This window comes from Nocardia inohanensis NBRC 100128, assembly GCF_001612945.1.
In the GTDB taxonomy this organism is placed as follows: Bacteria; Actinomycetota; Actinomycetes; order Mycobacteriales; family Mycobacteriaceae; genus Nocardia; species Nocardia inohanensis.
Genome location: NZ_BDBK01000003.1, coordinates 91,862 through 114,094 on the forward strand (window position 1 = coordinate 91,862; position 22,233 = coordinate 114,094).

At 67.9% G+C, this 22,233-nt stretch carries 23 protein-coding genes; 5 read left to right on the forward strand and 18 right to left on the reverse strand.

Annotated features, from left to right (window positions below; all coding sequences use genetic code 11):
- Positions 1-86: 86 nt before the first annotated feature.
- Genes NI1_RS11790 through NI1_RS11800 form a run of 3 tightly spaced genes read right to left on the reverse strand, consistent with a single transcriptional unit; the run spans position 87 to position 2,515 of the window.
- Entirely contained in the window at positions 87-764 is a 678-nt protein-coding gene (locus NI1_RS11790; RefSeq protein WP_439957251.1) for a TetR family transcriptional regulator, read from the reverse strand.
- A 31-nt stretch (positions 765-795) separates the two neighbouring features.
- Positions 796-1,299 carry a 5-(carboxyamino)imidazole ribonucleotide mutase gene (gene purE, locus NI1_RS11795; protein ID WP_067818472.1) on the reverse strand — a complete coding sequence of 168 codons (504 nt, stop codon included), beginning with the start codon at positions 1,297-1,299 and terminating at the stop codon, positions 796-798.
- Entirely contained in the window at positions 1,292-2,515 is a 1,224-nt protein-coding gene (locus NI1_RS11800) for a 5-(carboxyamino)imidazole ribonucleotide synthase (protein WP_067818650.1), read from the reverse strand. Before NI1_RS11800 ends, purE begins: the two co-directional genes overlap by 8 nt.
- Before the next feature lie 65 nt (positions 2,516-2,580).
- Here NI1_RS11800 and NI1_RS11805 point away from each other — a divergent pair, with 65 nt between their 5' ends.
- Complete coding sequence (locus NI1_RS11805; protein WP_067818475.1) at positions 2,581-3,129, forward strand: GtrA family protein; 549 nt, start codon at positions 2,581-2,583, stop codon at positions 3,127-3,129.
- Positions 3,130-3,246: 117 nt separating this feature from the next.
- Here the strand turns inward: NI1_RS11805 and NI1_RS11810 are convergent, their stop codons facing one another.
- The 6 genes from NI1_RS11810 to NI1_RS11835 form a co-directional block, all read right to left on the reverse strand.
- On the reverse strand, positions 3,247-4,500 hold the full coding sequence (locus NI1_RS11810; protein ID WP_067818478.1) for a HAMP domain-containing sensor histidine kinase: 1,254 nt from the start codon (positions 4,498-4,500) through the stop codon (positions 3,247-3,249).
- Positions 4,497-5,228, reverse strand: coding sequence for a response regulator transcription factor (locus NI1_RS11815; RefSeq protein WP_067818481.1), 732 nt, complete (start codon positions 5,226-5,228; stop codon positions 4,497-4,499). The genes NI1_RS11810 and NI1_RS11815 overlap by 4 nt, the downstream gene beginning before the upstream one ends.
- The gene (locus NI1_RS11820; RefSeq protein WP_067818484.1) at positions 5,228-5,593 is read right to left on the reverse strand and encodes a hypothetical protein; all 366 of its coding nucleotides are present in this window, start codon (positions 5,591-5,593) and stop codon (positions 5,228-5,230) included. Before NI1_RS11820 ends, NI1_RS11815 begins: the two co-directional genes overlap by 1 nt.
- Before the next feature lie 114 nt (positions 5,594-5,707).
- Positions 5,708-7,024, reverse strand: coding sequence for a sensor histidine kinase (locus tag NI1_RS11825; protein ID WP_067818487.1), 1,317 nt, complete (start codon positions 7,022-7,024; stop codon positions 5,708-5,710).
- Positions 7,025-7,106: 82 nt separating this feature from the next.
- On the reverse strand, positions 7,107-7,784 hold the full coding sequence (locus tag NI1_RS11830; RefSeq protein ID WP_067720599.1) for a response regulator transcription factor: 678 nt from the start codon (positions 7,782-7,784) through the stop codon (positions 7,107-7,109).
- A 9-nt stretch (positions 7,785-7,793) separates the two neighbouring features.
- Positions 7,794-8,342, reverse strand: coding sequence for a PH domain-containing protein (locus NI1_RS11835; protein ID WP_067818490.1), 549 nt, complete (start codon positions 8,340-8,342; stop codon positions 7,794-7,796).
- A 168-nt stretch (positions 8,343-8,510) separates the two neighbouring features.
- On the opposite strand from NI1_RS11835, the gene NI1_RS11840 reads away from it, so the two are divergent.
- From NI1_RS11840 to NI1_RS11850, 3 genes are all read left to right on the forward strand, one after another.
- Positions 8,511-9,464 carry an acyl-ACP desaturase gene (locus NI1_RS11840; RefSeq protein WP_067818493.1) on the forward strand — a complete coding sequence of 318 codons (954 nt, stop codon included), beginning with the start codon at positions 8,511-8,513 and terminating at the stop codon, positions 9,462-9,464.
- Positions 9,465-9,521: 57 nt separating this feature from the next.
- A complete protein-coding gene (locus NI1_RS11845; protein ID WP_067818495.1) occupies positions 9,522-10,781 on the forward strand; it encodes a serine/threonine-protein kinase in 1,260 nt (419 codons plus the stop codon).
- A gap of 124 nt (positions 10,782-10,905) precedes the next feature.
- Entirely contained in the window at positions 10,906-12,363 is a 1,458-nt protein-coding gene (locus NI1_RS11850) for a serine/threonine-protein kinase (RefSeq protein ID WP_067818498.1), read from the forward strand.
- A gap of 33 nt (positions 12,364-12,396) precedes the next feature.
- Here the strand turns inward: NI1_RS11850 and NI1_RS11855 are convergent, their stop codons facing one another.
- From NI1_RS11855 to NI1_RS11875, 5 genes are all read right to left on the reverse strand, one after another.
- Positions 12,397-13,194 (reverse strand): biotin--[acetyl-CoA-carboxylase] ligase, encoded by a 798-nt coding sequence (locus NI1_RS11855; protein WP_067818501.1) that lies wholly within the window; start codon positions 13,192-13,194, stop codon positions 12,397-12,399.
- Between the two features lie 83 nt (positions 13,195-13,277).
- Positions 13,278-13,625 (reverse strand): hypothetical protein, encoded by a 348-nt coding sequence (locus tag NI1_RS11860; protein WP_067818504.1) that lies wholly within the window; start codon positions 13,623-13,625, stop codon positions 13,278-13,280.
- Positions 13,625-14,032 carry a DUF1707 SHOCT-like domain-containing protein gene (locus NI1_RS11865; protein WP_067818507.1) on the reverse strand — a complete coding sequence of 136 codons (408 nt, stop codon included), beginning with the start codon at positions 14,030-14,032 and terminating at the stop codon, positions 13,625-13,627. Before NI1_RS11865 ends, NI1_RS11860 begins: the two co-directional genes overlap by 1 nt.
- Positions 14,033-14,181: 149 nt before the next feature.
- Positions 14,182-15,978 carry an ATP-binding protein gene (locus NI1_RS11870; RefSeq protein ID WP_067818509.1) on the reverse strand — a complete coding sequence of 599 codons (1,797 nt, stop codon included), beginning with the start codon at positions 15,976-15,978 and terminating at the stop codon, positions 14,182-14,184.
- A gap of 205 nt (positions 15,979-16,183) precedes the next feature.
- A complete protein-coding gene (locus NI1_RS11875; protein ID WP_067818512.1) occupies positions 16,184-17,080 on the reverse strand; it encodes a sulfurtransferase in 897 nt (298 codons plus the stop codon).
- A gap of 175 nt (positions 17,081-17,255) precedes the next feature.
- On the opposite strand from NI1_RS11875, the gene NI1_RS11880 reads away from it, so the two are divergent.
- Positions 17,256-18,092: a helix-turn-helix transcriptional regulator gene (locus NI1_RS11880; RefSeq protein WP_245663179.1), complete on the forward strand. Its 837-nt coding sequence runs from the start codon at positions 17,256-17,258 to the stop codon at positions 18,090-18,092.
- On the opposite strand, the gene NI1_RS11885 is transcribed toward NI1_RS11880, so the two are convergent.
- The 4 genes from NI1_RS11885 to NI1_RS11900 all read right to left on the reverse strand — a co-directional run bounded on the left by NI1_RS11885 (position 18,021) and on the right by NI1_RS11900 (position 22,195).
- Positions 18,021-18,671 carry a Maf family protein gene (locus NI1_RS11885; RefSeq protein ID WP_067818515.1) on the reverse strand — a complete coding sequence of 217 codons (651 nt, stop codon included), beginning with the start codon at positions 18,669-18,671 and terminating at the stop codon, positions 18,021-18,023. The two genes, NI1_RS11880 and NI1_RS11885, sit on opposite strands and share 72 nt — an antisense overlap.
- Before the next feature lie 5 nt (positions 18,672-18,676).
- Complete coding sequence (locus tag NI1_RS11890; RefSeq protein WP_369690132.1) at positions 18,677-18,994, reverse strand: acyl-CoA carboxylase subunit epsilon; 318 nt, start codon at positions 18,992-18,994, stop codon at positions 18,677-18,679.
- Between the two features lie 212 nt (positions 18,995-19,206).
- Entirely contained in the window at positions 19,207-20,844 is a 1,638-nt protein-coding gene (locus NI1_RS11895) for an acyl-CoA carboxylase subunit beta (protein WP_067818521.1), read from the reverse strand.
- Positions 20,845-21,004: 160 nt separating this feature from the next.
- Positions 21,005-22,195 carry a YVTN family beta-propeller repeat protein gene (locus NI1_RS11900; RefSeq protein ID WP_067818524.1) on the reverse strand — a complete coding sequence of 397 codons (1,191 nt, stop codon included), beginning with the start codon at positions 22,193-22,195 and terminating at the stop codon, positions 21,005-21,007.
- Between the last annotated feature and the right edge of the window lie 38 nt (positions 22,196-22,233).

Genomic DNA, 22,233 nt, shown 5'->3' on the forward strand with positions numbered 1-22,233 from the left:
GGCAAGCCCCCGTACCCCCGGAAAGGTGCCGGGAGACGCACCGGGACATGCTCCCGAACCCCCGGAAACAGGGTGGCGGAGCCTGCTCAAAGGGTATCGAGCCGACGGGCGAGAAGATCGGCGACCTGCCGAGGGGAAAGAGCGCGTGGAAACACCGCGACCACCATCTCGTCCGAGTCCGGACCGCTCGCGGTGGTGACCGTCCCCGCCCGCGGAATCGCGAACAGCGCCGCCGACAGATCCTGCGGGCTGGCATCGGACTCGCCGCGAACCAGCCTGCGCAGCATGTAGTTGTGCGTGGCCGTCACCGCGGCGGTGAATTGCACCAGCGCGAGATCCGAGGAACCGGGCAGGCGGCTGCGCAGGAAATCGGTGAACAGGCGCTCGTAGCGGAACACCGTCACGATCTCCCGCTCGCGCAAGGTCGGCACCTGCCGCACCACCCCGTAGCGCCGGGCCGCCAGCTCCCGCCACTGCGTGAACCGCTCGAAAACCTCGACCACGGCCTCGCACACCGCGTCCCACGGATCCCCGTGCGCCCCATCCAGAAACGCCCGGGCCTGCGTCAACTGCGACTCGTGATCGGCGAAGACCACATCTTCCTTCGACCGGAACTGCCGGAAGAACGTCCGCCGCGAGATCCCCGCCGCCTCCGCGATCTCATCGACCGTGGTTGCCTCGTAACCCTTTTCGGTGAACAACCGCAACGCCTGATCCACGACGGTCAGGCGGCGGGCGGTCTCGTTCAGGTCGCTGGGCACCAGACAACGGTAGTCGGTGTGTTCGCCGCGCTGATCAGCCCAGCAGTTTGTTGCGCAGCGCCGCGTCCTTCTCCAGCACCATGGTCTCCAGGCCGGCTTGGAAAGCCTCCATGCGGGAACGCAATTCGGGATCGGCGGCGGCCAGGATGCGGACGGCCAGCAGGCCCGCGTTGCGAGCGCCGCCGATGGAGACGGTGGCGACCGGGACGCCGGCGGGCATCTGCACGATGGAGAGCAGGGAGTCCATGCCGTCGAGGTACTTCAGGGGGACGGGGACGCCGATCACCGGCAGCGCCGTCGCCGAAGCCACCATGCCCGGCAGATGGGCCGCGCCGCCCGCGCCCGCGATGATGACCTTGATGCCGCGGCCGGCCGCCGACTTGGCGTAGTCGAGCATGCGCTGGGGGGTGCGGTGGGCGGAGACCACGCCGACCTCGAAGCGGATTCCGAACTCGGCCAAGGCTTCCGCGGCGGCCTCCATGGTGGGCCAGTCGGAGTCGGAGCCCATGATCAGGCCAACTTGCGCGGTGTCAGTCATGGTGGGGATCCCATCCGTCGGTCCAGATGGCGTGCGACATCCAGTGGGCCGCGCGCTCTGCTTTCTCGCGGGCCACGGCGGCGTCGTCGCCGAGGATATTGATGTGGCCGATCTTGCGGTCGGGGCGTTCGCCCTTGCCGTAGAGGTGCACCTTCGCTTCGGGGATGCGGGCGGCCAGGTGGTGCAGGCGCTCGTCCATGGACATCGCCGGGGCTTCGGGAGCGCCCAGGATATTCGCCATGACGGTTACGGGGGCGAGGGGTTCGGTGCTGCCCAGCGGGTAATCCAGGACTGCGCGCAGGTGCTGTTCGAACTGGCCGGTGCAGGCGCCGTCCATGCCCCAGTGGCCGGAGTTGTGCGGGCGCATGGCGAGTTCGTTGACCAGGAGGTCGCCGGAGTGGGTTTCGAAGAGTTCCACGGCCATCGCGCCGGTGGTGCCGAGTTCGGCCGCCAGCCGCAAAGCCAGGGCCGCCGCAGCGGTGGCCTTGGACTCCTCCAGATCCTGGGCGGGCGCGATCACCACGGCGCACTGGCCGTTGCGCTGCACCGTCTCCACCACCGGCCAGGCGGCGGCCTGGCCGAAGGGGGAACGGGCGACCATGGCGGAGAGTTCGCGCTTCAGGTCGACCTTGGCCTCGGCGAGCAGCTGGACGCCGTGCGCCAGTTGGTCTTCCACGACGCGGGTGGTCTCGGCGGCATCGGCGGGCATCCACACGCCGCGGCCGTCGTAGCCGCCGCGCACCGCCTTGAGCACGAACGGCCACCCGTGCTCGTCACCGAAGGCGATGGCCTCGGTGGCCGACGTCACCTCGGTGAAGGCCGGAATCGGAATGCCGAGCTCGGCCAGTTTGCGGCGCATGGCCAGCTTGTCCTGGGCGAAGATCAGCGCGCTCGGCGGCGGCTGCACGTTCACGCCCTCGGCGATCAGCGCTTCCAGCAGTTCGGTGGGCACGCCCTCGTGATCGAAGGTCACGGCGTGCGAACCGACCGCGGCTTTACGCAGCGCGGCCAGGTCCTGGTGGCTGCCCAGCACCACGTCCGGCGTCACCTGCGCGGCCGGATCATCGGGGTGCTCGGCCAGCACTCGCAACCGCTGGCCCAGTGCGATGGCGGCCTGATGGGTCATGCGCGCGAGCTGGCCGCCGCCGATCATGGTGACGGTGGGCATCGCGGAGGAGTCGAAGGCACGGGCGCTCACGTTCGACAATGTTGTCATGACACCCACCGGGGGCTTCCGTGCGGGTTGGTCACCGGTTCGCCGGGAGCCGTAGACTCGGCTTCGTGTCATTTGTCGACGACGTGATAAACGTCCTGCCCAAACCGTTGCGGGACCTCGCAGACCGCCATTCCGAACTGCTGAAGTTCGCGATTGTCGGTGCGACCACGTTCGTGATCGACATCGGCATCTTCTACCTCCTGAAATTGACCGTCCTCGACACCAAACCGACGGTGGCGCGCATCCTGTCCGGTGTGATCGCGGTCATCGCGTCCTACATCCTGAATCGGGAATGGACCTTCGACAAGCGTGGCGGGCGCGAGAAGCATCACGAGGCGCTGCTGTTCTTCGCGGTGAGCGGCGTGGGTGTGTTGCTGGCCTCGCTGCCGCTGTATGTATCGAGCTATGTGTTCGATCTGCGGCAGCCGAATGTGAGCTTCACGGTCGAGAATGTGGCGGACTTCGTCAGCGCGTTCATTATCGGCAACCTTTTGCAGATGGCGTTCCGGTTCTGGTCCATGCGCAAATGGGTCTTTCCCGACGAAATGCAGGAGCTCCAGGAGGAGTTCGAAGATCTCATCAGCGAGAACGAAGAGCAGCTCGGGCACAGTTGATTACAACTCTCGTGGCTCTCAGGGGCTGACGCCCCTGAAACCCCCCGGTCTCGGTGCGAGGCGCTCTGCCGGGCTCACACCGACCCCGGTCTCCGCGCGAGGCTGACTCTCTTCGGCTCATGCCCCCGGGATCGCCTGGTCCCCGCGCAAGGTGAGGGTGAGGCGGGTGCCGCCGAGGCTGCTGTCGCTGATCACGGCCGTGCCGCCGTGTAGCCGCGCCTGCTGCGCTACCAAGGCCAATCCGAGGCCGTTGCCCGGCTCGGATCCGCTGCGATAGAAGCGCTCGAAAACCTTCTCCCGCTGGGCTTCCGGGATTCCCGAGCCGTCGTCGTCGATGGTCAGGGTCACCAGATCATCGGTTTCGTGCGCGGCGATCTCGATCCGACCGGCCTTGCCGTGCCGGACCGCATTGGTGATCGCGTTGTCGAGCACCGATCGCAGGCCCGCCGCCAGGCCACGCAGGCGGACCGCTTCGACTTCGTCGGCGGAGATTTCGACGGCCGGATGGGACCGGCGGGCGTCTTCCACCACTTGATCGACCAGCTGACCCAGATCCAGGTCTTCCCAATCGGATTCCGTGGTCAGGTCGCCCATGGCGAGGCGTTCCAGGGCATAGAGGGTGGATTCGATGGAGCGCTGGCTGGTCAGCACCTCGTCGAGGATCTCGTCGCGATCGGTGTCGGAGAGCTTCATCGAGCGAAGTACCTGGAGGTCGGTGCGCATGGCGGTGAGGGGGGTGCGGAGTTCGTGAGCGGCGGTGGCGGCGAAATCCCTTGCGGTGACCAGGGCTTCGTCGGTGTGCCGGCGTTCGGCGGCGATGCGCGCCAGCATGGTGTTCATGGCATCGGCGAGTTCGCCGGTCTCGCTGGCCATCGGGCCGGGCGGAGCTGTCAGGGACAGTTCGTCGCCCAAATCGGCTGTGGCCGTGGTGAGACGGCGCAGTGGCGCTACCGCCCGCGAGGCGAAGAACCAGCCCAGCACGGCCGCCAGCGCGATCGCGGCGACACCGATCAGGACGATTCGAAGGCGTTGCTGGGCAACCGAATCCGTCGCCACGTCGTGCGGCACCGCGACCGTCACGGCGGACCCGTCCAGCGGCACGGTGCGCGAGAAATCGAGGGAATCGGGGGCGGAATCGGTGCGGATGACCATGCCGGGGGTGGCGGGCAGCGCGGGCGCGGATGGGGCGGGCTGCCCGTCCACCAGCACCGTCGGATGGATGGCGATGGCCTTCACGACCCTGCCGACCTGATTGTTCGCATCATTGGGCGCGACCGCGAACAGCACCGCCGCGACCGCCCCCACCACCACGGCGGCGGTCGCCGCACTCGCGAGCGCCACTCTTGCGCGCAGCGAGAACGGCCGTCTCACAGCTCTTCCCGGAGCACGAAGCCGACCCCGCGCACGGTGTGCACCAGCCGGGGCCGCCCGGATTCCTCCAGTTTGCGGCGCAGATAGGAAACGAACACATCGACCACCTTGGTCTGGGTTTCGAAGTCGTAGCCCCACACCCGATCCAGCAGCTGGGCGCGCGAAAGCACCTGGCCGGGTGCGGAAGCCAGAGCGACCAGCAGGTCGAATTCGCGTTTGGTGAGGTCGAGGGGCGCACCGTCGAGGTAGGCGCGGCGGGCCCCGGGATGGATGGTGAGCGGACCCACCACGGTGCGATCGTCGGCGGCGTGCGAGGGTGCGGGCGCGCGCCGCAGCATGGCGCGCAGCCGGGCCACCAGTTCGCCGAGATCGAAGGGTTTGGTCAGGTAGTCGTCCGCGCCCGCCTCCAGCGCGTCGATGCGGTCGGTGACCTCGGAGCGGGCGCTGAGCACGCAGATCGGGATTTCGTTGCCGAGCGCCCGCAGGGCCGTCACCACGCCCACGCCATCCAAGTTGGGCATGTTCAGATCCAGCACCATGGCCTGCGGCGCGTCGGCCGCGATATGCCGCAGCGCGGAGGCTCCGTCCGCCGCGGTCTCGACCTCGAAACCGGACATCCGCAGCCCCCGCGCCACCGACGTCAGCACCCTGACGTCATCGTCCACCACCAGAATCCGGGGAGCCGTCACACCCGTCGACGATACTGATCGCGGCGACCGGACAACTATCAGCGAACCGGGCGCACGATGGTGATCTGCGGCGCGCCCGGTGCATCTGACACGCCAGGATCCCGCTGGATGATGGTCACGCCATCCGGCAGCGGCTGTCCCGGAGTGATCGGAATCGCCGGAACCGCGTCCACCCCGGGCGGCAACTGACCATCGCGATACTCGACCCGGCCGTCCCGATCCTGGATGACGATCCGGCCGTGCTCGGGCCGCTCGGCCCGGCCGCCCGCGCTCCCGGTGTCCGGCAGCGCGATCTCGGTCGCCTCGGCGGGTTCGGCGGCATTGGCCGGCACCGCCAGCACCAGCAGCCCCGTCGCTCCGATCAGGCCCGCTCCCACGATCCGGCGCACGGTGAACTTCGGCATAACCACTCCTGTCCTCGCGTCGAGGAGGCGCTCATCGCTCCCTCACAACGAAACCGACAGTAGGAAGCCACTTTTCAACTCTCGATAACCAATGGTTAGAGAACGGATAGAAGATCAGCGCGGTTCGGTGACCGGGCCGTTCTGCGGGCGGGAAGCGCCGGAGGAGCCCAGGAAGACCGCGAACAGGGCGGGCCGGCGGCGTTGCAGCTCCAGCCGGCCGCCATCGGCCTCGATGAGCGCGCGGGCCAGCGCCAGGCCCACACCCGTGGAACCGGCGGCCGAGAAACCGCGATCGAAGATGTGCGGGGCGAGTTCGTCACGGACGCCGTCACCCTCGTCGGCGACCTCCACCACCACCAGGGGTTCGCGATCGTCGAGGCGGCCGCCGGTGACCGTGCGGACCGAGACCGTGCAGGTGCCGCCGCCGTGCATGAGCGCGTTGTCGACCAGCACCGCGACCGCCTCGCGCAGCCGGGAACCGGTCACCGGGGCCCGCAGGGTCGGGTCGCCGAGCAGCACCAGTTTGCGGCCCGCCTCCGCGAAAGGATGCCGCCACTCCGCCACCACCCCACGCAATTCCGCGACGACCGGCACCGGATCGCGTTCGGCCGCACCCTCGTCGCGGGAGGCGCGCACCAGTTCGTCGATGGCGTCGGTGAGCCGATCCACCTGCGCCATGGCCTCTTCCGCCTCGTGCACCACCTCCGGATCGTGGTGCGTGGACAGCTCGTCCAGGCGTAGGCGCACCGCGGTGAGGCGGCTGCGCAGCTGATGCGAGACATCGGCGACCAGGGCGTGCTCGCGTTGCAGGCGGCCCGCGATTTCGACTGTGGCGGAATCGAGTACGTCCGAGACCCGGTCCAGTTCGGTGATGCCGTGGCGGCGCGGATCGGCCCGGAAGTCACCCATGGCCAGGCGCGCCGCCCGGGCCGCCACATCGCGCAGCGGATCGGCGACCCGCCGCGCGGTCACCACCGCCACCGCGATACCCGCACCGAGCGAGATGAGCACCAGCCCCACCACCGCGCCCAGCGCCTGCCGCTGCATCGAATGCATCGGCGCCGCAGGGGTTTCCAGGCGCAGCGAACCGGAGGTGCCCATCGCGAGGGATTCCATGATCGGATCGTCGACCGCGTCCGGGCCCACATCGAGCCGCGAGGCATTGTCCTGCGGCGTCGGGTACACGACGGTCAGCCGCCCGCCCGCCGGGATCAGCGGCCGCACCGACCGCAGATCCAGCTCGCCGTGCACCAGGCCGTCGTCCTTCTCCTGCGCCACCACCTCCACCGCGATCCGGTCCAGGCGATTGCGCAGTTCGTTGCGGGTGATGTCCTCCACCCACTGCCACGCGGTGAAGGCCAGCGGCACGCCCAGCACCAGTGTGGTGAGGGTCAGCGCGGCCACCATGGACAGCAGGATCCTGCGTCTCATCGTCGAGATGCCTCGCTTCGCCGGGCTTTCGGGTGGGGTACGCGCGCGCAACAGCACAGAACGATCGGTTCCGACGGACGAGCTAGTCGGTATTGAAGCGGAAGCCTACGCCGCGCACGGTGACGATCCGGCGTTCGGCCACCGGACCCTCGTCGCCGATCTTCCGGCGCAGCCACGACATGTGCATATCGAGGGTCTTGGAGCCGCGCAGATCGGCATCGCCCCACACCTCGCGCAGGATGGTCTCGCGCGAGACCACCTGTCCGGCACGGTCGATGAGCACCTTCAGCAGCTCGTACTCCTTGTTGGCCAGGTTCACCTCGACGCCGTTCACCAGCACGCGGCGCGCCGCCGGCTCCAGGCGGATACCGCCCACTTCGACCGCTTCGTCCCCGATTCCGCTGCGCCGCAACAGCGCCCGCACCCGGGCCAGCAGTTCGGCGAGGCGGAACGGCTTGCCGACGTAGTCGTCGGCGCCGGCATCCAGGCCGACCACGAAATCGACCTCGTCGGTGCGCGCGGTGAGCATCAGCACGGCCAGATCGGCCCCGCGGGCGCGCACCTGACGGCACACCTCCAGGCCATCCATACCGGGTAGGCCGAGGTCGAGGATCAGCAGGTCGTGACCGCCTTCGAGGGCCCGTTCCAGGACCGCGGGACCGTAGCTCTCCACGGTCACCGCATAGCCCTCGCGCCCCAGCGCCCGCGACAGCGGCGCGGCAATGGCCTCGTCGTCTTCGGCCAGCAGTACGGCGGTCACGCAGTAAGCCTACGGGTAAGCCGGCCCGGATCCGTAGTAGCCGCCGCCGTTGCCCGGATTGTTCTGCACCACATCGAAAACCTGGTGATAGAGCAGCGCGTGCACCTTCTGCACCTCCGGGATGTCGTCGTACTCGAGCGGGTCCTCCGAGGCCGAGCCGACGATCAGGGTGCCGGTGCCGAGCATGCGATCGAAGAGGCCGTGGCGGAACTGCACATTCGAGATCCGGTTCATCGGAATGTCGATGCCGGTGTGGGTCAATACGCCTTGGCGAATCAATACCCGGCGGTCGGTGATGATGAAATGCGTCGACTTCCAACGGATCAGCGGAATCACCGACCGCCAGCACACGATCACCACCCACAGCACCAGAATGGCGAGCAGCAGCCAGGACCGCACGCCACCTTCGGTATTGCGGGAAACGACCCCCGCGCCGAATCCGGCCAATGCGGTGATCAGGATGAAAGTCACAGCGGGCCAGAACAACATCTTCCAATGCGGATGACGGTGCAGCAGTAGTCGCTCTTCGGGCGCCAGCGCCTCCTCCGGATAACCCATGCGCACACGCTACCGCGCCGAGATGCCAGAATGCCTGACGCCGAGAAGCGGTGTGACGCACAATCGTGCGGCCCTCGCGCGTAACATCGGCGATCACGTTCTGCCGAGCTCCGCCCAGCTGTCCCCCGCGCGACACCATTCTTGCCCTGCATGACACAGGAGGCGTGTGTGACCCGAGAGTTGACCCAGCTGCAAATTCTCCGAGAACTCGAGCCGGTGGCGGAGGCGAATCTGAACCGCCACCTGTCGATGGCCAAGGACTGGCACCCGCACGACTACGTGCCGTGGGACCAGGGCCGCAACTTCGCCGCGCTGGGCGGTGAGGACTGGGACCCCTCGCAGTCGCAGCTGAGCGAGGTCGCCAAGATCGCCATGGTCACCAACCTGCTCACCGAGGACAATCTGCCCTCCTACCACCGGGAGATCGCCGAGAACTTCTCCCAGGACGGGGCCTGGGGCACCTGGGTGGGGCGCTGGACGGCCGAGGAGAACCGGCACGGCATCGTCATGCGGGATTACCTGGTGGTGACGCGCGGCGTGGATCCGGTGGCCCTGGAACAGGCGCGGATGATCCACATGACCAATGGCGCGCAGTCGCCCGACGATTGGGGCGGGTTCCTGGAGAACGTCGCGTACGTGACGTTCCAGGAGCTGGCCACCCGGATCTCGCATCGCAATACCGGCCGGGTGTGCAACGACGCCATCGCCGACCGGATGTTGCAGCGCATCTCCGCCGACGAGAACCTGCACATGATCTTCTATCGGACGCTGTGCGGGGCCGGGCTGGATCTGGTGCCGGATCAGGCGCTGGAGGCCATCACCAAGGTGCTCACCAATTTCGTCATGCCCGGGTCCGGGATGCCGAACTGGCGGCGCAACGGGGTGCTGATGGCCAAGCACGGCATCTACGATCTGCGCCAGCATCTGGAGGAGGTGGTGAATCCGGTGCTGAAGAACTGGAACATCTTCGAGCGCAACGACTTCGGGGCGCGCGGCGAGCAGGCGCGGGAGACCCTCGCGGCGTATGTCGCCAAGCTCGAACAGGATGTGCTCAAGTTCGAGGAGCAGCGCGATCGCCTGCTCGCGCGGGAAGCCGCCCGCGGCGAATTGCAAACCGTCTGACCAGTTTTGCCTCTCGGGCCACTAGGGTAAGCCCCCGGGTGAAACGAGAGGACAGCAGTGGCGGATGGCTACCTGGGCCGCTACCGCCTCGACGAACTACTCGGCAGTGGCGGTTCGGCGCAGGTCTGGCGGGCGCACGACACCGAAACCGGGCGCACCGCCACGCTCAAACTGCTCGCGCCGGTACTGACCGCGGATCCGGAGTACCGGCGGCGCTTCGAACGGGAAGCCCGGGCCGCATCGCTGCTGCACGGTCCGCATGTAGTGGCGGTGCGCGCCTTCGGTGAGCTCGAAGGACGGCTCTACATCGAGTCCGAATTCGTGGACGGGCTGGATATCGAGGCGCTGCTGGAATGGGAAGGGCCGTTCGCGCCCGCCGCCGCGGTCGGGCTCATCGCGCAGATAGCCGCGGCGCTCGACGAAGCGCACGCGGCCGGGCTGGTGCATCGGGATGTGAAGCCGCAGAACATCATCGTGGCGCCCGACGACACGGCATACCTGATCGACTTCGGGTCGGTGCTGGACGACGGGCAGACGAGCATCACCCGATCCGGGATGCTGATCGGCACGCCCGCCTACCTGGCCCCGGAACGCTACGCCGGAATCGCCGGCGCGCGTTCGGATATCTACTCGCTGGCGTGCGTGCTGTACGAATGCCTCACGGGGCAACGGCCTTTCCGCACCGGCAACCCGGCGCAGCTCATGCGTGCGCAGCTGGAAACCGATCCGCCCGCGGCCTCCTCGCTCGCACCGGCGGTCTCCATCGCCCTCGACCGGGTGATCGCCCGCGGCATGGCGAAGGATCCGGCGCAAAGGTACGCCAGCGCAGGGGAATTCGCGGCCGCGGCTGCGATAGCGGCGGAAGCACCCGGCATCGATCCGCCCGGCACGCAGCCCATACCGGACGCGCGCCCGGTGAGCGGCACGCGGCCGGAGGTCTCGGGAAACCCGGGTGCCGTGGCTGGGGTTCTTGCGGTGTCACTCGCGGTCGTCGCGCTCGCCGCCTGGGTGATCACCCTGGGGATGGGCGTGGTGTGGTTTACCGGGCACACCGGCTCGGCACCAACGCCAGCGAGTACGCCGACGGCGACGGCCGACGCGAAAACACCTGCGCGGGAGACGATTCCGCCATCCGCGCCGCAGCTCGCGGCGTCGGAACCGGAGACCACGGCACCCTCGGGCGTGGCACCGCCGGATGCCGCGAGCCCGTCCGCGCCCGCCCCGGACTCGGACCCGCGCGAGCCGGTGGATCACCCCGGACCGAGCCACCACGGCGGCAGCGCACACAAGCCCGACAAGCCGGGGAAGTCGCGATAACCGCAGCACCACCCTCGCCTACCACGCGACAGCGGCACAACCACTGCGCTGCCCGAGCGAGAAACTTCCGGAATCGGGGGTAGTCCCCTAACGGAAGCTTGTCGGCACGGAAGGATCAGTTCTCATGGGGGACGAGCATTTCGGTCCCTATCGGCTCGAGAAACTGCTGGGCAACGGCGGAACCGGGCAGGTGTGGCGGGCGCACGATACGCACACCGAACGGACCGTCGCCTTGAAGATCCTGGCGCGCGAGCTCGGTGCCGATCCGATCTACCGGCAGCGTTTCCAACGCGAGGCGCGGGCCGCGGCGCAGCTGCGGGAACCACATGTGGTGCCGATCCACACCTTCGGTGAGCACGACGGTCGGCTGTTCATCGATATGGCGTACCTGGACGGCACCGATCTGGGCCTGCTGCTGCGCGCCGGCGGGCCGCTGTCTCCGTCGAGGGCGGTGGACATGATTTCACAGGCGGCGGCCGCGCTCGACGAGGCGCACCGCCGGGGGCTGGTGCATCGGGACGTCAAACCCTCCAATATCGTGATCTGCCCCAGTGGGTTCACCTATCTCATCGATTTCGGGACCGCTCAGCAGACCGGGCAAGCGACGCTCACCGGCACCGGGACCGTGATCGGCACCCCCGCCTATATGGCGCCCGAAAGGTTCACCGGCGCCGCCGTTCCCGCCTCCGACACCTATTCGCTGGCCTGCGTGCTGCACGAAGCGCTCACGGCCCGAAGACCTTTCGCCGCCCCCGATCCGGCGGGGCAGATGCACGCGCACCTCATCGCCGAACCGCCGCGGGTCAGCGAATCCGATCCCACGCTGCCGGCCGCGCTCGACGACGTCATCATCCGCGCGCTCGCCAAGGATCCGGGCGAACGACCGTCCACCACCGGCGAATTCGCGGCACAGGCGCGCAATGCGCTCGATACGGCCGGGTCGGCGCCGACCACTCCGCTCGCCGCCGTCGGCAGCGCACCCACCGCGCCGCTGACCGCTGTACCCGGGCGGCGCACCACGATGGCGGGGGTGCTCGCGGCGGGGGGACGGAATGGTGCCGAGGGTGCGGTGCGGGTGGATCCGGGCGGTGCGGAGGCGGAGGACGGGGTGACGCCCGTCGAACCCGTTCCCGCACCGGCGTTTCCGCGGCGCTTCGCGGCGATCGTAGCCATCGCGGCGCTGCTCACCGGTACCGGTACCGGGCTGGCGCTGTGGCGTGCCGGACAGGATTCGGATTCATCGCCGACGCAGACCACTTCGGCTCCGGCGCCGGGTCCGAACGCCACGGCCGAACCGACCACCGCGGCGACGGAAGCGCCGCGGTTCACCGGGAACGTATCGACGCGGGCGGTCAATCCGGCTCCACCACAGGAAAGTTCGGACGCCGGGACGCAGGCGACCACGGGCACCACGGCGGCTCCGACCACCACACAGGTCACGATCCCGTTCCCGATACCGAACCTGCCCACAGTTCCCGGTAGTGCCGAGCCGCCGGTCGACAACCAGCCCAACGGCGGCACTGGGAACGGCAACGGCAACGGGCAGCGTAAGCCCGATAAACCGACCAAAACCCACCACTAGGCGCGGGTCACATACGGAAAGCCCTGCGCGGGATCAATATTCGGCGCGCAGGTGGGTGACGTCACCCGCCGACACCGCACGATCACCGATGAGCAACCGCCCGAATTCATCCACCCCGGTGGCGATCCCGGTGAGCACCTCACCGCCGGGAATCTCGGCCCGCACCTGCGCGCCGATGGTGGAACAGCGATCGCGATAAGCGGCGGCCAACTCGGTGATATCCCACCCCGCGGCCTCCCAGGCCGCGAACCGCTGCGCGAACTCCCGCAGTATCGCCGTCACCAACGCCGTCCGATCGGTCTCGGCCGCCCCGGCCAGCAGCAGCGAAGTCGCATGCGGGACCGGCAGTTCCGCCTCGGTGAGGCTCACATTCAACCCGATCCCCACCACCACCGCCGGATCAGCGCCGGCGGCCGCGATCTCGGCCAGAATCCCCGCCAGCTTGCGCCCCTCGACCAGCACATCATTGGGCCACTTGAGCACCGCCCCCACCCCGGTCGCGGCCCGCACCGCATCCACCACGGCGACCCCGGTCAGCAACGGCAACCACCCCAGCACCGCCGGATCGATCCCCCGCGCCCGCACCAGCACCGACATGGCGATCTGCGCCCGCGCCGGACTGACCCACTGCCGCTCGTGCCGCCCCCGCCCCTTCTCCTGCGCCTCCGCGATCAACACCAGCCGATCCGCATCCGAATCCATGGCCCGCGCGACCAGGTCCGCATTCGTCGACCCTGTCGATTCCACCACTTCGAGCCCGGAGAAGAACTTCTCCGGCCCCTCGACCACATCCCGCCGCAGTTTTTCCGCATCCAGCGCAGCCCGCTCCATGCTCGGCACGCTACTCCCCGCCCGTGCCCCGCCGGCTCGCGTGCCCCCACCCGCGCGATCCGACGGCGCGCACCTACACGCCGTCAGGAGGCGTCGCGCGGCGTCAATCCCAGCGCCCCGGCGGTGAATCGGTGCACGGTGGGAAGGCTGTCCTCCAGCGCCGCCCGATACCCGTCCCGCGCCCAGCCCACCACCTCGGCGGTCCCATCCGTCCCCGGCGTCACCACGATCTCGGCGACGAGTTCCGCCGTCGTCGGCACGCACACGGCCCACGAAAACTGCGTCTCCGCAGCCCATCCCGCACTCCGCCGCGCCACATACTCCGGATCGGTGATCCCGCCGTCCGCCAGCGCCGGCCGATCATCGATCCGCTCATCCGCCCGCAACGCCCGCAAATACCAACTACCCGCATTGATCTCGATCGGCTCCACTACCGCTCCCGCCTCCGGTCCCGCCGCACCCCACGCTGCCGAACCTGATTCGCACCCCCGAACAACACCGCACCCACCAGTGGAATCAACAAGAACACCCACCACTGATGCGTAACAAAGAACAGAATCACCGCCAGAATCGGCACCACCGGCATGATCCGCTCCGGCACCAAGCCGCCGAACCGAGCCCGCCGCGGCTCCTCCACCGCCTTCTGCATACTCACCGGCTCCGGCAGATCGACGAACACCTTCGCCAGGTCACCCCGGGTCAAGGCCGCGGCGACAACTCCGCTCCGCTCGTCGAATTCGGCGACACTCAACCGCCCCGCCGCGAAGTGATCCGACAACCGCTTCATAGCGTCCTCACGCTCAGCGGTCCCGATACGAATCTCCGGTGGTTCAGCCATGTTCCGACCTTATCGCGCCCGGTCACCCCCCGCGTCCGCCGCGATGCGTACCGCGACGCACGCCTGCGGACGTAAGGGATTTCTCGGGGTGCCCGAAAACGAAACGGGCCGCTCACCGAAGTGAGCGGCCCGCCCGAAAGCGCTGTGCCTTACTTGATCTCGGCGAGCACGGTGCCCTGGGTGATGGCCGCGCCGGCCTCCACCGCGAGACCGGTGATGACGCCGGCCTTGTGGGCGGTGACCGGGTTCTCCATCTTCATGGCCTCGAGGACGACGACCAGGTCGCCGGCTTCGACGGTCTGACCCTCTTCGACGGCCACCTTGACGACGGTGCCCTGCATGGGGGCGGTCACGGCGTCACCGGAGGCAGCGCCGCCGGCGCCGCCGCCACGCTTGCGCGGCTTCGGCTTCTTGCGGACGACGCCCGCACCGTTGGCGGGAGCGGCACCGGCGCCGACCGAGAACTGGCCGGGGAGCGAGACCTCGAGGCGGCGGCCGCCGACCTCGACGACTACCTTCTGGCGGGGCGCCTCGTCCTCGTCCTCGATGGGCTGGCCACCGGTGTAGGGCTCGATGGTGTTGTCCCACTCGTTCTCGATCCACTTGGTGTAGACCTCGAACTTGGTGCCGTCACCGATGAACGCGGGGTTCTCGACGATGTGGCGGTGGAACGGGATGACCGTGGCCAGGCCCTCGATCTGGTACTCGGCCAGGGCGCGGGCGGCGCGCTGGAGCGCCTGGTCGCGGTTCTCGCCGGTGACGATCAGCTTGGAGAGCATGGAGTCGAACTGGCCGCCGATGACCGAACCCGCGACCACGCCGGAGTCGACGCGCACGCCGGGGCCCGCGGGCTCCTTGTAGACGACGACCGGGCCGGGGGCGGGCAGGAAGCCGCGGCCGGCGTCCTCACCGTTGATCCGGAATTCGAAGGAGTGGCCGCGCGGGGTCGGGTCCTCCTTGATGGAGAGCTCGTGGCCCTCGGCGATGCGGAACTGCTGGCGCACCAGGTCGATTCCGGCGGTCTCCTCGGTGACCGGGTGCTCGACCTGGAGGCGGGTGTTCACCTCGAGGAAGGACACGGTCTCGCCCTGCACCAGGTATTCGACGGTGCCGGCGCCGTAGTAACCGGCTTCCTTGCAGATGCGCTTGGCCGACTCATGGATCTTGGCGCGCACCTCGTCCGAGAGGAACGGGGCGGGGGCTTCCTCGACCAGCTTCTGGAAACGACGCTGCAACGAGCAGTCGCGGGTGCCGGCGACCACCACGTTGCCGTGCTTGTCGGCGATTACCTGCGCCTCGACGTGGCGGGCCTTGTCCAGGTACTGCTCCACGAAGCATTCGCCGCGACCGAAGGCGGCAATGGCCTCACGGGTGGCGGACTCGAACAGCTCCGGGATCTCCTCGATGGTGTGCGCGACCTTCATGCCGCGACCGCCACCACCGAACGCGGCCTTGATGGCCACCGGAACGCCGTACTCCTTGGCGAACGCGACGACCTCGTCGGCGTTCTTGACCGGGTCCTTGGTGCCCGCGGCCATCGGCGCCTGCGCGCGCTCGGCGATGTGGCGGGCGGTGACCTTGTCGCCCAGATCGCGAATGGACTGCGGCGAGGGGCCGATCCAGATCAGGCCCGCGTCGATCACGGCCTGCGCGAAATCGGCGTTCTCGGAAAGGAACCCGTAGCCGGGGTGGATCGCGTCGGCGCCGGCCTTGGCGGCGGCATCGAGGATCTTGTCGAAGACCAGGTACGACTCGGCCGAGGTCTGGCCGCCCAGCGCGAACGCCTCGTCGGCGAGCTTCACGAACGGGGCATCGGCATCCGGCTCCGCATACACGGCGACGCTGGCGATGCCGGCATCCTTGGCGGCCCGGATCACGCGCACGGCGATCTCGCCTCGGTTGGCTACGAGGACCTTTGTGATCTGCGCGTTGGCATGGTTGGGCACTGAGCCTCCTGTGCTCTGAAAACTTCGTCTTGGGCAGTGTAGGCAGTCTGCCAACAACCGCCGAACGGGGATAGGGCTACCCATCGGTAGCACCCGGAAGTGACCGAGGGCACTCTACAACTCTCGTAGCCTCTCAGGGTCAAGCCCCTGAAACCTCGAAAGCGGGAGAGCTCACGGGCCGGCCCCGAAACCCTTGGGACAAATCCTAGGAACGCACGCTATCGGGAATCGGCCCGGGTTCGGCACCCGTGACGATCGGAGCGCCGACCGCATTGGACCATTCGGTCCAGGAGCCGTCATAGTTACGCACCCCGGTCACGCCCAGCAGATAGGTGAGGACGAACCAGGTCAGCGCGGAGCGTTCGCCGATGCGCGAGTAGACCAGCGGGGCGATGCCTTCGGAGACGCCGCCGTAGATGACATCCAGTTCGGCGCGGGGGCGGAAGCGGGCGTCGGCGCCGACCGAGGAGGTCCAGGGAACATTGACGGCGGTGGGAATGTGACCGGCGCGCAGCGCCTGTTCCTCGGGGCGATCGAGGACCACGAGTTCGCCGGTGTACTCGTCGAATGCGCGAGCGTCGATGAGCGGACGACCCAGGTGCGCCACCACGTCCCCACGGAACGCCCGGGCGGTCTTGTCGTCGCGATCGACGGTCGGGTACTCGCCGAGTCCGGCGGACGGCACTTCGAAGGTGGTGTCGCGGGCCTCGGAGATCCAGGCGTCGCGCCCGCCGTCCAGCAGCCGGACGTCGGGGTGGCCGAAGAGTTCGAAAACCCAGAGCGTAGCGGCGGCGGTGCCATTGGATTTATCGCCGTAGATGACCACCGTGTCGTCGCGTCCGACCCCCTTGACACGCATGAGTTCTGCGAACCGCGCCCCATCCACTACGTCGCGGGTGCGAGGATCGATCAACTCGGTTCGCCAATCGATCTTGATGGCGCCGGGGACATGACCGATGTCGTATAGCAATATGTCTTCGTTGGACTCGATGATCTTGAGACCCGGCGCGCCGATGTTTGCCGACAGCCACTCCGTGGTTACTAGTCGTTCAGGATGTGCGTAGGAGCCGAATGAGTGGTGTGGATCCGGAGCGACGGGCACGGTGTGGTCCTTAGCGCGTGGTTGGGTGGACTGGGATGGCTTTCAGCGGTTCGAATCTCAACACCGATCGTAGGCAGATGGCGGTAACGAAACTCGTTTCAGATCACGAATCGGATGATTGGGCGAATTAAGCGCAGCTTCATCCGATAAAGTCTCCCGAGAGGAGGGGTGAGCTATGTCCGATTCTTGGCCGCGACGACGACTGCTCGCGATCCTACGCGGCGCCAGCGAGCCTCTCGACGCGCAAGAACTGGCGCGCGTCACCGGCCAACATGTGACTACCGTCCGTTTCCATTTGGATGTGCTCACCAAGGAATCCCTGGTCCGCCAATTCCAGCAGCCACCGCGCGGCAGAGGCCGCCCGCGCATCGGATATACCGCTGTTCAGCGATCCGTCGGTTATCAGGAATTGGCACAGGTTCTCGCCGACCAGCTCGGCAGTGATCCGCGTCGCCGCTCCGAAGCCGCCGTCACCGCGGGCCGGGTCTGGGGCGCGAAAATGGAATCCGTCGACCAGCCGGTGGAATCGCTGGAAGACGCGAAAGATCTCACCATCACCCTGATGTCCGAACTCGGATTCGCGCCCGAACGCGATCACGCCACCGAGACCGAGGAACAGGTCATGATCCGCATGACCGCGTGCCCGCTGCGGGAACTCGCCCGCACCCACTCCGAAGTGGTCTGCGGCGTACACCTGGGACTGATGCGAGAAGTATTGGACCGCAACGGCGCTCGCGACGAGGTGAGCGTGCGCCTGCACCCCTTCGTGGAGCCCGAATTGTGCGTGGCCCGGCTGGAACTGCTGAAAGCGCGTCCGGCCGAAGCTCAGGCGAACGCGGAACAGGCCACCCCGACCACGCCGGCCACCGAGAACGGCGAACCGCGGCTGGCGACCGCGACCAATCGCGTTGCGCCGCAACTGCGCAATACCGATCCGCAATTACGGAACGGGGACCCACAATTCCGCAATGCCGACGCCCACCTCGGCAAGCAGTCGACGAACCAGCGGTAGCCCGATACCGATCACGCTCGACGGATCACCGTCGATGCGATCCACGAACCAGCCGCCCCGGCCATCGAGGGTGAAGGCGCCGGCCACCTGGAGCGGCTCCTCCGACGCGATATAGGCATCGAGTTCGGCGGGCTCGGGTTTGGCGAAATGCACTGTGGTGGAGCTGCAATCGGCCGATTCGCCGACGATCGCGCCGTCGCGAATCCGCAGCACCGAATGCCCGGTCAGCAGATCCGCACTGCGCCCGGCCATTTCGGCCCAGCGCGCGCGAGCCACCTCGGCGGTGTGCGGTTTGCCTTGCAGCACCCCGTCCACGAGCAGCATCGAATCGCAGCCCACCACAATGGAATCGGGGAATTCGGCGGCCTCGGAACCTGCGGCGAAGATGGTCGCCGCCACATCCCGCGCCTTGGCCCGAGCCAGCTCGATCACGATCTGCTCGGGCGCGGTACCCGCGGGCAGTGCCGCGGCCACCGCGTCTTCATCGACATTCGATACCCGGACCACCGGCTCGATGCCCGCGTTGCGCAGCACACCGAGCCGTGCCGGGGACTGGGACCCCAGTACGAAGACCGTCACGCCCGTCAGTCGCGCAGGTGCGACAGCGCCGGGAAGGCGTACGGGGAGAACGGGGCGGAGCCGCGGTGCAGCAGGGTGGGGCGGCCCCACATATCGGCCGGGCCGTTGTCGGCCGTGCCGTTGCCGGCGCTCGCCGAGGCGGCGGCGAACACGGCGACCAGCGCGGCGAGTTCGACATCGCTGGGATTGCCCTTGAGTACCTCGATGACCGGTCCGTTGCTCGACGGTTCGGTGGATTCGACGACGACGGCGGCCTCGACCGCGTCCAGTTCGTCGACCGCTAGATCCAACTCGGCGGCGCGCAGTACCTCTTCGTCAGCCATGGTCGTCACAGCGCCAGTCCTCCTGTCCAATCACCGCCGGGGCGGTTATTCGCGGCCGGAAGATCTTCCCAGGCCCGCAAACGGTATTCGTTCCGGCCCTCGGAAACGAGAGCCATTCCTTCACCATCTTTGCTCGGATGAGGCGTTCGTGCGCGGTACGAGACACTTGTCCTACTGGACAGTGTGCGCCTCATACCGCGCTTATCGCCGATTCAGAGCGGAATGTTGCCGTGCTTCTTGGGCGGCAGCGAGACCATCTTCCGCTCCAGCAGCCGCAGCGCCGAGACGATCTGGCCGCGGGTGTGCGAGGGCGGGATGACGGCGTCGACGTAGCCGCGCTCGGCCGCCACGTACGGGTTCACGAGGGTGTCCTCGTACTCGTTCTGCAGCTCGAGGCGCAGGGCGTCGACATCGTTGCCCTCGGCGGCGGCGGTCTGCAACTGCTTGCGGTAGACGAAACCGACCGCTCCGGATGCACCCATGACGGCGATCTGAGCCGTCGGCCACGCCAGGTTCACATCCGCGCCCATGTGCTTGGAACCCATGACGTCGTACGCGCCGCCGTAAGCCTTGCGAGTAATGATTGTGATCTTGCCCACAGTGGCCTCACCGTAGGCATAGAGCAGCTTCGCGCCGCGGCGGATGATGCCGTTGTACTCCTGGCCGGTGCCCGGCAGGAAGCCCGGCACATCCACCAGGGTGATGATCGGGATATTGAAGGCGTCGCAGGTGCGCACGAAGCGCGCGGCCTTCTCCGAGGCGTCGATATCCAGGCAGCCCGCGAACTGCGAGGGCTGGTTGGCCACGAAGCCGACGCTGCGGCCGTCGATGCGGGCGTAGCCGATGATGATGTTCATCGCGCGCTCGGCCTGCACCTCCAGGAACTCCTCGTCATCCACCAGGCGCTTGATGACCTCGTGCATGTCGTAGGGCTGGTTCGGCGAGTCCGGGACGATGGTGTCCAGCTCGAGGTCGGCCTCGGTGAGGTTCTCCTCGATGGCGCCCGCGGCGGCGGTGGCCGGGAAGCGCGGGGCCTCGGCGCGGTTGTTGCTGGGCAGGTAGGACAGCAGATCGCGGACGTAGTCCAGGGCGTCCTGCTCGCCGGAGGCGACGTAGTGCGCGACACCGGACTTCACCATGTGGGTGTGGGCGCCGCCCAGCTCCTCCATGGTCACTTCTTCACCGGTGACGGTCTTGATCACGTCGGGGCCGGTGACGAACATCTGCGAGGTCTGGTCGACCATGACCACGAAGTCGGTCAGGGCGGGCGAGTAGACGTGGCCACCCGCGGCCGGGCCCATGATCAGCGAGATCTGCGGGATCACGCCGGAAGCCTGAATGTTCCGGTGGAAGATCTCACCGTAAAGACCCAGGGAGACAACGCCTTCCTGGATGCGCGCGCCGGCGCCCTCGTTGATGCCGACCAGCGGACGACCGGTCTTGAGCGCCAGGTCCATCACCTTGACGATCTTCTCGCCGTAGACCTCGCCGAGCGAGCCGCCGAAGACGGTGACGTCCTGGGAGAAGATGCAGACGTCGCGGCCGTCGATGGTGCCGTAACCGGTCACCACGCCGTCGCCGAGCGGACGCTGGTTCTCCAGGCCGAAATTCACGCTGCGATGCCGTGCCAGCGCGTCGAGCTCGACGAAGGAACCCTCGTCCAGCAGGGCGAGAATGCGCTCGCGCGCGGTCATCTTGCCCTTGGCGTGCACCTTGTCGACCGCGGCCTCACCCATCGGGTGCTTGGCTTCATCCAGCCGATTGCGCAGGTCAGCCAGCTTGCCGGCGGTGGTGTGGATATCAGGGGCGCCCGCCGACCCCGGCGAAGGCTGCTGCTGGACACTCGTCATGACGGGGAGTGTAACCAGTACCAGAGCCCCTTTGTAATCCCGTAGGGGCTACTGGCGGGTATGGTTATTGACTGCCTGCCAGTTAAAACGCCCTGGTAGAGGCAGGAATTGGGGCGGAAATCACGCGTGTTCCAAAATGCCGGGCACATCCTTGGAGCCTTCAGCGCATGACGCCGGTATGGCCGGTGGAGTATCGGCCGGGCTGCGGCCACACGGTCAGGCCGTGCGCACCCTTGCCGACCTTGATGCGGGCCAAGAGTTTCCACTCGACGATGTCGATGGCGTAGACCTCGCCGTGGTAGCGGCCCGAGACCCAGAACACGCGGCCGTCGGCGGAGAGATTGCCCATATCGGGGCTGCCGCCGCCGGGGAGCTGCCATTTGCGCACCAGCTGATTCGCGGCGAAGTCCCAGACCGAGATGCTGCCCTCGTGCCGGTTGGTGATGAGCATCTGCTTGGAGTCGCGGGTGATGTACAGGCCGTGGGTGCCGTGCCCGGTCTCCAGGAAGCCGGTGTTGTCGAAGGTCGCGGCATCGAAGACGTAGATGCCGTTGGCGACCATGTCGGCGACGTAGAAGGTGCGGCCGTCGGGTGAGAGCTTCACGTCCTGCGGCTTGCCGTTGCGCCCGCCGGGCAGGTCGATCATGCGCACCAGGGCCAGGTTCGCGATGTCCACGACCGCCATCCGCCCGCTGAATTCGCAACTGGTGAGCGCGAACCGGCCGTCGGCGGTGAAGTCCATGTGGTTGACGCCGCCGCAATCGGGGACGGCGATGGCGTTCAGCTTCTGCCAGCTGTGCGGGTCGTAGAGGTCGAGCGAGCGATCGGCCTCGGCGACCACGAGCGCGTATTTGCCGTCGGGGGTGAAGTACATGTTGTACGGGTCGCGGACCGGAATCGGTTCGCCCGCTTTGCCGGTGCGCGGATCGATGGGCAGCAGGCTGCCGCTGCCGATGGGCAGATCGTTGTTGGCGTAGAGCATCTGCATGTCGTAGGCGGGTACGACGTGCTGCGGTTCGTGACCGCCGGCCGGGTAGTTGTCGACGACCTCGAAGGTGGCCTGGTCGATGACGGTGATGGTGTGGGACTCGCTGTTGGGCACGTAGACGCGCGGCAGGTGATCGGCGACGGCGGGGCTGAGTTCGCGGGCACCCGCGTAGACGTCGGTGGGTGAGAGCGGCGGCGGCATGCCGGGCAGCAGCGCGGGTGGTTCGGTGGTGGCGGCAGCGGCGGAAGTGCTGGCGGGCGCGGCCGTGGTCGGGCTGTCCACGGTGCCCGCATTACTGCCCGAGCAACCGGCCAGCAGCAGTAGGGAGCAGAGCAGGACCGGACGAGCACGGTGCGCGATCACGCGACGCACCGTGTCAGACCGGCATGGCGGGGAGCTGA